12 protein-coding genes are annotated in these 13282 nt (G+C 46.8%); 4 read left to right on the top strand and 8 right to left on the bottom strand.

The genetic code is table 11. From position 1 onward, the window contains the following. Window positions 1-11: 11 nt before the first annotated feature. Complete coding sequence (gene dnaQ, locus QMY49_RS02310; protein ID WP_038899081.1) at window positions 12-731, bottom strand: DNA polymerase III subunit epsilon; 720 nt, start codon at window positions 729-731, stop codon at window positions 12-14. 58 nt (window positions 732-789) lie between these two features. Here dnaQ and rnhA point away from each other — a divergent pair, with 58 nt between their 5' ends. Further along, window positions 790-1254: a ribonuclease HI gene (gene rnhA / locus QMY49_RS02305; RefSeq protein ID WP_005446139.1), complete on the top strand. Its 465-nt coding sequence runs from the start codon at window positions 790-792 to the stop codon at window positions 1252-1254. Here the strand turns inward: rnhA and QMY49_RS02300 are convergent. Continuing rightward, window positions 1251-2006, bottom strand: a complete 756-nt coding sequence (locus QMY49_RS02300; RefSeq protein WP_005446141.1) for a class I SAM-dependent methyltransferase — start codon at window positions 2004-2006, stop codon at window positions 1251-1253. The genes rnhA and QMY49_RS02300 overlap by 4 nt on opposite strands. Window positions 2007-2045: 39 nt before the next feature. On the opposite strand from QMY49_RS02300, the gene gloB reads away from it, so the two are divergent. From gloB to QMY49_RS02285, 3 genes are all read left to right on the top strand, one after another. Then, window positions 2046-2804 (top strand): hydroxyacylglutathione hydrolase, encoded by a 759-nt coding sequence (gene gloB / locus QMY49_RS02295; RefSeq protein ID WP_009703865.1) that lies wholly within the window; start codon window positions 2046-2048, stop codon window positions 2802-2804. A gap of 252 nt (window positions 2805-3056) precedes the next feature. Beyond that, window positions 3057-4643, top strand: coding sequence for a lytic transglycosylase (locus QMY49_RS02290; RefSeq protein WP_005446145.1), 1587 nt, complete (start codon window positions 3057-3059; stop codon window positions 4641-4643). Continuing rightward, window positions 4640-5326 carry a YIP1 family protein gene (locus tag QMY49_RS02285; RefSeq protein WP_009698632.1) on the top strand — a complete coding sequence of 229 codons (687 nt, stop codon included), beginning with the start codon at window positions 4640-4642 and terminating at the stop codon, window positions 5324-5326. The genes QMY49_RS02290 and QMY49_RS02285 overlap by 4 nt, the downstream gene beginning before the upstream one ends. 23 nt (window positions 5327-5349) lie before the next feature. On the opposite strand, the gene QMY49_RS02280 is transcribed toward QMY49_RS02285, so the two are convergent. The 6 genes from QMY49_RS02280 to dnaE form a co-directional block, all read right to left on the bottom strand. After that, window positions 5350-6201: an endonuclease/exonuclease/phosphatase family protein gene (locus QMY49_RS02280; RefSeq protein WP_283312645.1), complete on the bottom strand. Its 852-nt coding sequence runs from the start codon at window positions 6199-6201 to the stop codon at window positions 5350-5352. Between the two features lie 230 nt (window positions 6202-6431). Beyond that, entirely contained in the window at window positions 6432-6770 is a 339-nt protein-coding gene (gene glnB, locus QMY49_RS02275; protein ID WP_005436810.1) for a nitrogen regulatory protein P-II, read from the bottom strand. Between the two features lie 219 nt (window positions 6771-6989). Beyond that, the gene (locus QMY49_RS02270) at window positions 6990-7304 is read right to left on the bottom strand and encodes a c-type cytochrome (protein ID WP_005446152.1); all 315 of its coding nucleotides are present in this window, start codon (window positions 7302-7304) and stop codon (window positions 6990-6992) included. A gap of 61 nt (window positions 7305-7365) precedes the next feature. Next, entirely contained in the window at window positions 7366-8697 is a 1332-nt protein-coding gene (gene tilS, locus QMY49_RS02265) for a tRNA lysidine(34) synthetase TilS (protein ID WP_253650641.1), read from the bottom strand. A gap of 87 nt (window positions 8698-8784) precedes the next feature. Continuing rightward, window positions 8785-9744: an acetyl-CoA carboxylase carboxyl transferase subunit alpha gene (accA, locus tag QMY49_RS02260; protein ID WP_005446156.1), complete on the bottom strand. Its 960-nt coding sequence runs from the start codon at window positions 9742-9744 to the stop codon at window positions 8785-8787. Window positions 9745-9791: 47 nt separating this feature from the next. Continuing rightward, window positions 9792-13271: a DNA polymerase III subunit alpha gene (dnaE, locus tag QMY49_RS02255; protein WP_005446158.1), complete on the bottom strand. Its 3480-nt coding sequence runs from the start codon at window positions 13269-13271 to the stop codon at window positions 9792-9794. Between the last annotated feature and the right edge of the window lie 11 nt (window positions 13272-13282).

The following is a 13282-nucleotide window of genomic DNA, read 5'->3' as shown; positions in this document are numbered from 1 at the left end:
AGTCTCTCCTATTACTGCCAAATACTGTCGTTCACCAGTTCCAATCTTTTCTGGTGTGCTTCTACTTCATCGGCAGTTGCACGCAAAACCTTTAGCGCTTTTCTTCCTTCAACACGACGAATACCTTCTGCACCGCCGTCACTCTTGTTAGCGTTGAATTCTAGGCTTGTTTGTCCACCAGTCATCAGTAGGTAAACGTCAGCTAGAATCTCCGCATCGAGCAATGCCCCGTGGAGCGTACGGTGTGAGTTATCAATGCCGTAACGTTCACACAAAACGTCGAGGTTGTTTCGTTTGCCTGGGAAGATTTTCTTCGCCATGGCAAGGGTATCAGTCACCTTACAGAAGTCATCCGTTTTACCGATCGTCGGATCGAGCATTTCAAACTCGTAATCCATAAAGCCGGTATCGAAGGGCGCGTTGTGGGCAACCAACTCGGCACCTTTGATGAAATCTAAAAACTCTTGGTGGACATTTGCATAGTCCGGCTTGTCGACAAGAAACTCATCGGTGATACCGTGTACTTCAATTGCATCTGGCTGAATGTCACGGTCCGGTTTTAGGTAAACGTGGAAGTGACGACCAGTTAGCTTACGGTTGATGATTTCCACGGCACCGATCTCGATAATGCGGTGCCCCATGTAGTGCGGGCCGCCTTCGAGGTTCATACCCGTGGTTTCGGTATCGAGTACGACAATACGATTATGTTCAGAATTGCTGCTGGTATTCATAAGGTTATGTGTGTCAGACTATGCTTTATTAAATGTTTCGGCTAATAGTACCAAAAATATGACCAAACACGTTGAGATTTTCACTGATGGATCTTGTTTAGGCAATCCTGGTCCAGGTGGTTACGGCATTGTTCTGCGTTACAAACAAACAGAAAAGACGCTAGCAAAAGGCTACACATTGACGACCAACAACCGTATGGAAATGTTGGCAGCAGTAGTGGCACTTCAAACATTAAAAGAGCCATGCCAAGTAACATTAACAACGGATAGCCAGTACGTGCGCCAAGGCATTACGCAATGGATACACAACTGGAAAAAACGTGGCTGGAAGACCGCAGATAAAAAGCCGGTAAAGAACGCCGATCTATGGCAAGCACTCGATAAAGAAACCGCTCGCCACCAAGTAGATTGGCACTGGGTGAAAGGTCATGCGGGTCACCGTGAAAACGAAATCTGTGATGAGCTAGCACGCGCAGCCGCAGAAAACCCAACCGAAGAAGATACAGGGTACCAAGCATCTTAGTTTTTACCGCTTGAGACCTTTTTCACTGCACTGCCCTCTCTGTTCATCACGCCCAATGGTGTTAACTTTCTCTTCAAGCGCCAATGCGGCTTGATCGGTTTGAGAGGGTACGTTCGTTTACGAGCAACGATATAGTACAAACTTCCTGCCGGTGATGCCCAATCGCCTAAGCTATTCTCTAGCCACGTCCACATAGTTTTGTAACGCGTCATAGGAAACAGCGCGTAACGGTCACAATGAATCACTTGATAGTTCAATACACCTAACCAGTCTTTGATACGGTTGGCGGTGAACATACGTCCGCTCCATGGTAAGTTGTTTCTGCGCCAAGGCAACAAACTTGCTACACCAGTGAGACTGATCGGATTAAACCCCGTAATAATAAGATAACCATCATCCATCATGACGCGGTCAACTTCACGTAGCAACCGATGGGGATCACTTGCATAGTCAAGCTGATGAGCCAGCACAACAACATCAAAGCTTTTCTCTAAAAAGGGTAATTCGTAACCATCTGCGATGACATTATGCAACGGGTTCTGGATATCTACGTTGACTTGGTGTTGAATGTTACAACTACAGCTGGTTAGCTCACAGCTCAAGCCACCCAATTTCAACATGTGGTAACCGAACAGCTTCGGACACCACTCATCAAGGCGGGTTTGGATTGACTCAAGTACCCATGGACCATTGTTCATTTCTGACCAAGTCGACGGGTGCTGTAAAGTTTTGTTGCTGAGTGCTGGTTTCATTAACCACCTGACTATTAAAAGGGTGACGGAGAACGAATCGTGTTAGAGATCAAAAGCATACCCGCATTTAATGATAATTACATCTGGCTGATACAAAATAGCGACAAGCGTTGTGCGGTGGTCGATCCGGGCGATGCTAAGCCAGTGTTAGAATATTTGCAGGCTAACGAGTTAACTTTAGAAGCGATCTTAATTACGCACCACCACAACGATCACATTGGTGGCGTTCCAGATTTAGTTCATGCTTTTCCACATGTTTCTGTGGTAGGTCCAAAAGCGGAGCCTATTCCAACTTTAACCAATGCGATGGAAGAAGGCGACAAACTAGAGTTGTTTGGCGAAATCTTTATGGTACTTGGCTTACCAGGTCACACTCTGGGTCACATTGGCTATGTCGGTGACGGTAAGCTTTTCTGCGGCGATGTGTTGTTCTCAGCTGGTTGCGGTCGCATTTTTGAAGGCACACCAGAGCAGATGTTCGAATCCCTAAGTAAGCTTTCCAAGCTTCCTGAAGAAACCGAGGTATTCTCCGCTCATGAATACACCGCAAGTAACGTAGCATTTGCCCTTGCCGTTGAGCCGGATAATGAACACTTGCGCCAGTACCGCGACGACGTAAATCGCCTACGTGGGCTGAACATTCCAACTCTCCCGACAACGCTGCGTAAAGAGAAACTCATTAACCCATTCCTTCGTGCGACCAACGCGGAAGTTATTCAATCCGTCGCAAACCGTATTGAAAATAGCGATCCATGCTCGGTTTTTACAGCTCTACGTGAGTGGAAGAACGAATTTTAACCAATTTCTGCTTGTAAACTTGCTCGACGCAAGTATTATCGTGAGCTGATTTTCATAGAAGCGCCTCTGGCGCTTCTATTGCGTTTAGGGGCTGATATAAAGCAGTTTGTATTTCACCCAAACGCATACAGTAGCGGCTATGTGCCCTACTTTTAGTTAGTGTTACAAGATGTCTATTATCTTGCGACTGCCACGCACCTTAGCTGCGCGACAGGCAGGAGAAGATAAACAGGCCCTAAATAGGCTGAATCCATGCGTTTAAAGTACAGTTGGGCGTTGGCGTTATTACTTTCTGGCTGTCAATTGACTCAGTCAGATTCAACAAACACTCCAGCACCAGAAACCAATAAGTCCGAGCAAGCAGTAAAACAAGATGCAGCTCAAACGGACTCCGAGAAAAAGCAATCAATAGCAAAGAAATCTGCTAAAGAGACCCCAAAAGCCCTTTCTCCTCAGGAACAAAAAGATGTATGGCGACGTATCGGCATGCAACTTGAGATGGACATCCCAGACAACAAGAAAATTGCTTACTACCGCACATGGTATTTGAAGCACCCTAGCCACCTGCGCACCGTTTCAGAACGTGCACAGCCGTTTTTGTACATGATTACAAAACGCATCGAAGAACGTGGACTGCCAATGGAGTTGGCGCTTTTGCCTGTGGTAGAGAGCTCGTTTGATGCGTTTGCATACTCGCACGGCAGCGCAGCAGGGCTTTGGCAGTTCGTGCCTGGTACGGGCAAAATGATGGGACTAGAGCAAAACTACTGGTACGACGGTCGTCGCGACGTGTACGCGTCAACTAATGCTGCACTCGATTACCTAGAGCAACAAAGCAAGCGCTTTGATGGTAACTGGGATCATGCTATCGCGGCGTACAACAGTGGTGGTGGTCGTGTATCAAGTGCCATTCGTAAGAACAAAAAGCTTGGTAAGCCAACAGACTTCTTCTCTTTGGATCTTCCAAAGGAGACAAGCAGTTACGTTCCTAAGCTCCTTGCTCTTGCCGACATCGTCGCTAACCAAGATAAGTACGGCATCGAGATCCCACCGATCCCAAACAAACCAGTACTGACACTTGTTGATCCGAAAGAGCAACTCGATCTTGCGATTGCTGCTGATTACGCAGGCATTGGCGTAAAAGAGCTACAAGGTTACAACCCTGCTTACAACCAATGGTCTACCGCCCCAGAAGGACCACATCAACTTCTTATTCCTATTGAGAAAAAGGATCAGTTCCTTGCCCAAGTGAAAAAGAACCGTGGTAAAGGGGTTAAAGTAGCACGCTACAAAGTGAAGTCTGGTGACTCACTCAGCGTGCTCGCCCAAAAGTACGGCACGACAACGAAAGTTATCCAACGTGCTAATGGTTTATCAAACAACAATATCCGCGTTGGTCAGTACCTGATGATCCCAACGTCAACAAAAGACGATTCTAAGTACGCTTTGAGTGCTGAAAATCGCCTCAACAAAATGCAATCTCAAGCTCGTGGTCAATACAAATTGACGCACACCGTCCAATCTGGCGAGAGCTTGTGGTCTATCGCGCGTGAGAACAAGGTCTCTCATAAATCCCTAGCGAAATGGAACGGTATGGGACCAAAAGACACACTGCGCGTCGGTCAAAAACTGGTGATTTGGAAGAACTCAGACAAAGGTGCGGTAATTCGCACTGTGTTCTACAACGTACGCTCAGGCGACACCATCAGTGGTATTGCAAGCAAGTTTAAGGTGAAGAGTAACGACATCGTGAAATGGAATTCTCTTCAAAAGCAGAAGTACCTGAAACCAGGTCAGAAGCTTAAGTTGTATGTTGACGTAACTAAGGTAAGTGTATGAACCCATCGAGTAACCCGCTTGTAATGTTGTTGGATATTTTCCGATCTCCAACATCGTGCTTCTTGGCGCTGTATCAGCGTGGAGGCTGGGGGTGGCAACCGTTCATCTTCTTGATGATCAGCCCATTCCTGTTTTGGGGTGCCTATTTCTCGAATGTGGATTTCACTTGGTTGAGTGAACAATTAACCGCTCAGTTCCAACAGATCGATCCTAAGCAGATTGAACTGTTGGAGTCGAACACGCTGATGGCAAGTGCCATTATCAATGACGTGTTTAACCGTTTTGCAACGCTACTTCTACTGTCGCTTTGGTTCCTTCTAGCGACAAAAGCGAGCAAACAACAATACGGTTACTGGAAATGGTTTGCCGCTTCAAGCGCAATCCTATTCCCTGCTGTACTGGGTGACATTGCCAGCTACGCGAGCCTACTTTTGAAACACGGTGAAGTGATGACTTACGCTGCAGACCTAAACAGTCTTAACGGCCTGTTGAAACTGCCGTTAACCAACGAATGGTCACATTTTGCAAGCTCACTACCGCTATTGCTGCCTTGGTACATTGTATTAGGTTATGGCGTGGTTCTAACTTGGACTGAGTTTGAACGCGGACAGGCTCTTGTGATTTCGAGCCTGCCTTGGATTGCATTCTACGTGATTTGGGCACTGTACATCGTTATTACTTAAGTCCTCAAGCGAACTTAACGCTGTCAGCGCTCATCGTTGAGCATAAATGACACCAACAGTGGATTATGATCGGAAGCGTCGCTCTGCGGCGCTTTCGCATTTTTGAGGGTCAGACCACGATAAAAGACATGGTCAAGTGGCAATCCCGTAATGAATTGAGTTCGGTCATCTTGGTTAAACTTAGCCTCTTGAAGATGCGCTTTTTGTAACGCCTTTTTCATCGCAGCGACACGTTCTTCACTCCAGCTATTAAAATCCCCAGCAAACAGAATTGGGTCTTGGTGCTCCTTCAATACCATCTCTAACGCAGACAACTGCGATGTGTATTCTTCTGTGCCCACGGTAAAGTTAATTGCATGAATGTTCACGACTGCCAAAGTTTGACCATTGCTCAGTTGATATTTGCTGTACAGCGCAGATTTCGGCAAACGCAGCCACGGCTCTTTCGATGTATACGCACAAGCTCGGATTGGCGCTTGCTGAGCAATGCTAATCACACCAGCACCGCTGCCCAATGCTTTGAACGCACTGACTTGATTGCTCACCCAATGCCCTTCTACCAACCAATTCTTAAACTCATCCGTTAAGCTCGCTTCTTGTAGAAGCAACAGTTGTTTATTGGCAGAAAACGCATCCAATGCTTGTTGCCAGTTATCACGGTTCTGTTTATAGATATTCCACACCAAGACATTTAATTCACCGTCCTTATCGAGCGCTTGCGGTTTATCAAACTCCATACAACGGATGTTTTGAGTAATATTCGCCCCTGTTTGAGTAATAATTTGCGGCTGTTCTGGCACGGTGAAAATGACCTGAAAGCTCACAAACCCAGCGATAATGAGAAAAACTAACGCAAAAGCAAAACGCTGATACATAAACCTACCTAAACACAAAAATGTCACATATATACCCGAGTGGCTTCAAGATGCAGAATTCAGAACGTTGCCGCTTCTACAAACCAAGTCACTTTCGCTGAACTACGCATCTCGAGGTTACTTGGGTATAAAATGCGAATAATAAAAAAGGAGCCATGCGCGGCTCCCTTTTAGCTTACTCAAATTTTCACCACATAATGAAGTGAAATCTTAATTCTATCTCGACGGAGTTAGATTGCGTCTTCGTCTTCTTCACCTGTACGGATACGTACTACGCGTTCTACGTCGGTCACGAAAATCTTACCATCACCAATCTTGCCCGTTTGCGCTGTTTCGATGATAGTTTCTACGCACTTGTCTGCAACGTCTTCAGTCACAACGATTTCTAGCTTCACTTTAGGCAGAAAATCCACCATGTACTCTGCACCACGGTACAACTCAGTGTGCCCTTTTTGGCGACCAAAGCCTTTCACTTCAGAGACGGTCATCCCTGTAATGCCTACTTCAGCCAATGCTTCTCGAACATCATCCAATTTGAATGGCTTGATAATCGCTTCAATCTTTTTCATGTTCATCCCTTAAGCTTCAATCGTTTGCGCATATTATCGGTTAGCGTCCCACAACATTCAATCCTTGTTATTACCAAGCGACTGAAAATCCTGACACTGATGGAGTTTATTTGACGAAGAACGCAACAAAATACAAGGTGACTGAGACCATACGTTGTGTTCGTCAATAGCAAAAAGCCAGAGCAAAAACTCTGGCTTAACGTAACTTATTGTTCGTACCTATTTTAAGCTCGCATAGTATGCCGCCAAGTTCGCAATATCCTCGTCAGAGAGCAAGTTCGCTTGTGCTTGCATCACAGGCGCAAGACCGCCGGTACGTTGACCCGCTTTATACGCTTTGATCGAGCTTTCAATGTATTGCTCGTTCTGCCCTTTCAGATTTGGATAACCCGGAATCACCGCGATACCATCCGCGCCATGACAAGCGGCACACACAGCAGCTTTCGCTTGTCCTGCCGCTGCATCTCCAGCAGCCAGTGCTTGCCCACTCAACATGGTTAGCGCCACCATTGCGCCCATGATTGTTTTCTTCATTGCTTCACCTAATCGTTTTTATTTAAGTATCTGTTTTTTATATTCGATATTGTGGCATGAATTACAACGACTTGCGCCAGATAAGTTCACAGTCTTGACCACTGAAAGCCTGATCAACAAACAAATCTCCAACGGCGACTACCTGATTTTGGTACATCAAAATCGGAATTTGACGACGTAGCCAACTTGGCACATTGTACTCTTGAAACAACTTTTTCAGCTTACGACTGTGATTCCGCGTGGTTGGGTGCGCAGAAAGCCCCTCTGGATTAAACGTCACTCTGAGCAGATCTGGCTGAGACGGTAACGCTATTGTCGCGTTATCTGAGCTTGTGCTTAGCGTCAACTCTCCTAAATGTTCAGGCAGTACCAATCGTGTGTCGAGCTGAATTTCGCTGTGCCATGTTGTGACATCGACACTTTCTTTCACCCAGTAAAGACGATGTTGAAAGCGGCGCACTTCGCCTTGTTTGAGCTTGAGCTTTGGGTTGGCATCTTGTTGCGCCAAAGCGACTTCACTCCAAATCAGATTGAGTTGCACCTGCGTCGGCATGTTGACTGCAAGCTTTGCTAGCCACATTCGGATAAGCCTTGCCCGCGCGAGTTCACTGTGTTCATTGAGTGCTTCAATACTCACGCTGAGATCAGTTTGCAAAACACGCTCAAATGCCGCTCCTAGCAGTTCATCCAACAAGGCTTCTTGTTGCGCGCATAAACTCGCACTGCGCTGAACGGCTTGATGGACACTCGGCCAACGTTCAGATAACTCAGGCACAATTCGATGACGGAGGAAGTTACGGTCGTAACGAATATCTTGGTTACTTTCGTCTTCTACCCAGTCCAGTTTTTGCTCTCTGGCTGCCGCTTCGATTTGCTCTCGCTTAACGGTCAGCAACGGACGAACTAATATGCCACCAGCAAACGGCATGCTTTCAGCCATTGCTGATAACCCCTTTGGTCCACTGCCTCGTTTAAGTGCTAACAAGAAGGTTTCCACTTGGTCATCGGCATGTTGCCCTGTCAGCAATAAGTCACCCATTTGGATATGCTTTTCTAAGGCTTGGTAACGAGCTTCACGTGCCAACAACTCGATACTTTCACCGCTGTTGATGTCTAACTCAACCCGTTCAACAGTGCATGGAATGTTCACATGTTTTGCCCATAGCAAGCATTTGTCTGCCCAATCATCGGCATTCGAACTTAAACCATGATGAACGTATACCGCCTGACACCTGAGTAACTTAGATTCAGTTGAGTTCACTTGCTGATAACGACTGAGCAGCTCAAGTAGCAGACGCGAATCAACCCCGCCGCTAAACGCCAAGACAATCTTTGTATCTGGTTGAAAATAGCGGTCGAGAACTTGAGCAAAATGCGAGTAAAGCGATTCCATAAGCCATCCGATAGAAACAAAAAAGGGTTAGGCATATGCCCAACCCTTTCTATTTTATCTGTTATCTTGCGAGATATCAGCTAGCGCTTAGCAGTAACCGTAGTTCATTAGACGTTGGTAACGACGCTCTAGTAGCGTTTCGTGGTCTAGTTGCTCAAGGTCTTCTAGCTGACGAAGCAAGTTAGCTTTCATGTTTGCAGCCATTTGAACGTGGTCGCGGTGCGCGCCACCTAGCGGCTCTTCAATGATTTCGTCAATAAGCTCAAGCTCTTTTAGGCGCGGAGCTGTTAGACCCATTGCTTCTGCTGCTTGAGGCGCTTTGTCTGAATCACGCCATAGAATTGAAGCACAACCTTCCGGAGAGATTACTGAATACGTTGAGTACTGAAGCATGTTTACGTAGTCACCAACACCAATAGCGAGTGCACCACCAGAACCGCCTTCACCAACAACGTTACAGATTACTGGTACTTTAAGACCAGACATCACTTTAAGGTTCTTCGCGATAGCTTCTGATTGACCACGCTCTTCAGCGCCAACACCTGGGTATGCACCTGCTGTGTCGATGAAAGTGATGATTGGCATGTTGAAACGCTCAGCCATTTCCATCAAACGCAGTGCTTTACGGTAACCTTCAGGCTTTGGCATACCAAAGTTACGTTTTACTTTTTCTTTGGTTTCACGACCTTTTTGGTGACCAATGATCATCACAGGACGACCTTCAAGACGAGCAATACCACCAACGATCGCTTTGTCGTCTGCGAACGCGCGGTCACCCGCAAGCTCATCAAACTCTTCGAAGACGTGCTGAATGTAATCTAGCGTGTATGGACGTAAAGGGTGACGAGCCAGTTGAGCTGTTTCCCATGCACCTAGGTCGCTGAAGGTTTTCTTCTTAAGCTCTAGGCTCTTCTTCTCAAGCTGTTCGATTTCTTTATCAAGGTCAATTGCAGAATCACCACCGTGACGAGATACGTCACGTAGCGCTTCAATTTTCGCTTCTAGTTCTGCAATTGGCTTTTCAAATTCAAGAAAGTTTAGGCTCATCTATGAATCCTTTTTGACTCAGCGTCTTACGTATTGCGCTGAATTTTTTAGTTAAATTCGAGTTCTACTTGGCTCTTACCAAGTAACTGTTTTAAATCGTCTAGTAATGTATCACTTGGCGTTACTCGCCATTCGGTGCCCAATGTTAACCGCGCTCTGGCGTCGGCACGCTGGTAGTATACATTGACAGGTACGGTTCCGGCTTTGTGCGGTTCTAAAATACGAGTAAATTGCTCAAAGAATTTATCGTTAATCTGTTTAGCATCAATTGATACTGACAAACCACGTGCATATTTCTCACGCGCAGTACCCAGATCCATAACTTCACGCGCCGACATTTTAAGGCCACCGTTGAAGTCATCAAAGCTGACCTGTCCAGAAACAACCAAAATTTTATCTTTTTCGAGAAGTTCTGCATACCTATCAAGCGCATCCGAGAACAACATCACCTCCATTCGACCACTTCGGTCGTCCAGAGTCATGATACCGATTCGTGTACCGCGCTTGGTTGTCATTACACGAGCTGCAATCACCAAACCCGCGACTGTCACGGATTGATCACGACGAGTTGGGGTTGCGTCTTTTAGTCGACAACTAACGTACTTATTTAGTTCCTTTATGTATGCGTTAACTGGGTGTCCGGTCAAATATAAACCGAGCGTCTCACGTTCACCCTCTAACCATACTTTCTCTGGCCATGCTGGCACTTGAGTATATTTGTGCTCCACCTCTTCCGGAGCATCGGTCAATACACCGAACATATCCGTTTGACCAAATGCTTCCGCTTGGTGGTGTTGGCTTGCCGCTTTCACCGCGTCATTAAGCGATGCCATTAGTGCCGCACGGTGTGGACCCAGTCTATCGAGTGCGCCTGCGTAAATCAGCTTTTCGATGACACGTTTGTTGACCTTTTTCAGGTCGATTCGCGCACAAAAATCAAATAGGTCGATGAAGTGACCGCCTTTGTTGCGCGCTTCCAAGATCGCATCGATTGGACCTTCACCCACACCTTTAATCGCGCCGATGCCATAAACAATCGCGCCATTCTCGTCTACGTTAAAGCGATACAAGCCGGCATTGATGTCAGGCGGAAGCACGGTGAGCTTCATGCGGAAACATTCGTCTACTAAGCCAACCACTTTCTCAGTGTTATCCATATCGGCAGTCATTACCGCTGCCATGAATTCCGCTGGATAGTGCATCTTCAGCCATAGCGTTTGGTACGAAACCAGTGCGTAGGCTGCCGAGTGAGATTTGTTAAAGCCGTAACCCGCGAACTTCTCTACCAAGTCGAAGATCTTCATCGCCAACTCGCCATCGACGCCGTTGGCAATTGCCCCCTCTTCGAAGGTAGCACGCTGTTTCGCCATCTCTTCCGGTTTTTTCTTACCCATCGCACGACGAAGCATGTCCGCACCACCAAGGGTGTAGCCAGACAGTACCTGTGCGATCTGCATTACCTGTTCTTGATACAGGATGATGCCGTAAGTCGGATCCAGAATCTCTTTAAGCGATTCGTGTTGCCACTTTTCATCAGGATAAGAGATCGCCTCACGACCGTGCTTACGGTCGATAAAGTTATCTACCATGCCCGATTGAAGCGGTCCTGGGCGGAACAGTGCCACCAATGCGATGATGTCTTCAAAACAGTCCGGTTGCAGACGTTTAATCAGCTCTTTCATACCGCGCGATTCAAGCTGGAATACCGCAGTGGTTTCTGAGTTTTGCAGCAAACGGAATGACGCCGCATCATCCAGTGGAATTGATTCGATGCGAACAGGATCTTTGCCTTCACGTTCTAGACGCGGGTTAATCAGACCCAACGCCCAGTCGATGATGGTTAAGGTACGCAGACCCAAGAAGTCAAACTTAACCAGACCAGCGGTTTCAACGTCGTTCTTATCGAACTGAGTAACTGGGAAGTGACCTTCCGAGTCAGCATAAATCGGGGCGAAGTCTGTAATTGTGGTTGGTGAGATTACAACACCACCCGCGTGCTTACCGGCGTTACGTGTACAACCTTCTAGGATGCGACACATATCGATCAGTTCTTTAACTTCTTCGTCAGCATCATACAACTCAGGCAGTGCTGGCTCAGCTTTAAACGCTTTCTCCAGAGTCATACCCGGATCAGGCGGTACCAGTTTGGAGATGCGGTCTACAAAACCAAACGGATGCCCCAGTACACGACCTACGTCGCGAATTACCGCTTTTGCCGCCATGGTACCGAAGGTGATGATCTGTGATACCGCATCACGACCGTACATTTCTGCTACGTGATCAATTACTTGGTCACGTTTATCCATACAGAAGTCGACGTCAAAATCGGGCATGGATACACGTTCTGGGTTCAAGAAACGTTCGAATAGAAGGTCATATTCTAACGGATCAAGATCGGTGATTTTTAATGCGTATGCCACCAAAGAACCAGCACCCGAACCACGACCCGGACCTACCGGAATCGCGTTGTCTTTCGACCACTGAATGAACTCCATTACGATCAAGAAGTAACCTGGGAATCCCATTTGGTTGATTACGTCGAGTTCGATTTGTAGACGATCATCGTATTCAGGACGACGTTGCTTGCGCTCTTCCTCATCTGGGAATAGGAACTCTAGACGCTCTTCCAGACCTTCACGAGACTTCATGACCAAGAAATCAGTCTCTTCCATACCCTCGGTTGGGAAAGCTGGGAGGAAGTATTCGCCAAGACGTACTGTGACGTTACAGCGCTTGGCAATTTCGACACTGTTTTCTAGTGCTTCCGGAATGTCGGCAAACAGCTCGCACATTTCCTCTTCAGTACGCAGGTATTGTTCTGGGCTGTAATTCTTTGGACGGCGCGGATCTTCTAGTGTGTAACCGTCATGGATCGCAACGCGAATTTCATGAGCGTCAAATAAATCTTCGCTGAGAAAGACCACTTCGTTGGTAGCGACTACTGGCAATTGTGTTTCTTCTGCCAATTCGATGGCAAAGTGCAGGTAAGTCTCTTCGTCGGAACGACCAGTACGAACCAGCTCTAAATAGAAACGGTCTGGGAAATATTCTTGGTAGAACGCTACACAGCTTTCCACCACTTTGCGGTTACCCTTAAGTAACGCTTTACCAATTTCACCATTTTTCGCGCCAGATAATACGATCACACCTTCTGACAGCTCGGCTAACCAAGCTTTATCAATCACAGGTTGGTGTTGTACGTGACCACGAAGGTAGGCTTTAGAGATCAATAAGGTCAGGTTTTTGTAACCTTCGTTATCTGCAGCCAATAGGGTCAGTTGCGTCAGTTCCTCACCAAACTCATCCGATTGCATTTTGAAATCTGCGCCGATGATTGGTTTCACACCACTGCCATGCGCAGTGCCGTAGTATTTCACCAAACCACATAGGTTAGTGAAATCGGTCAACGCCATTGCTGGCATGCCGAGCTCGGCGACTTTCTTAACGAGCGGTGGAACTTTGTTGATACCATCCACCATCGAGAAATCACTGTGGATTCGAAGGTGAATGAACTTAGGATCTGACATTAACAGGTACC

Origin of the sequence: Vibrio harveyi, from assembly GCF_030060435.1 — a bacterium.
Lineage (GTDB): Bacteria > Pseudomonadota > Gammaproteobacteria > Enterobacterales > Vibrionaceae > Vibrio > Vibrio harveyi.
This window is presented reverse-complemented; position numbering and strand designations above follow the sequence as displayed.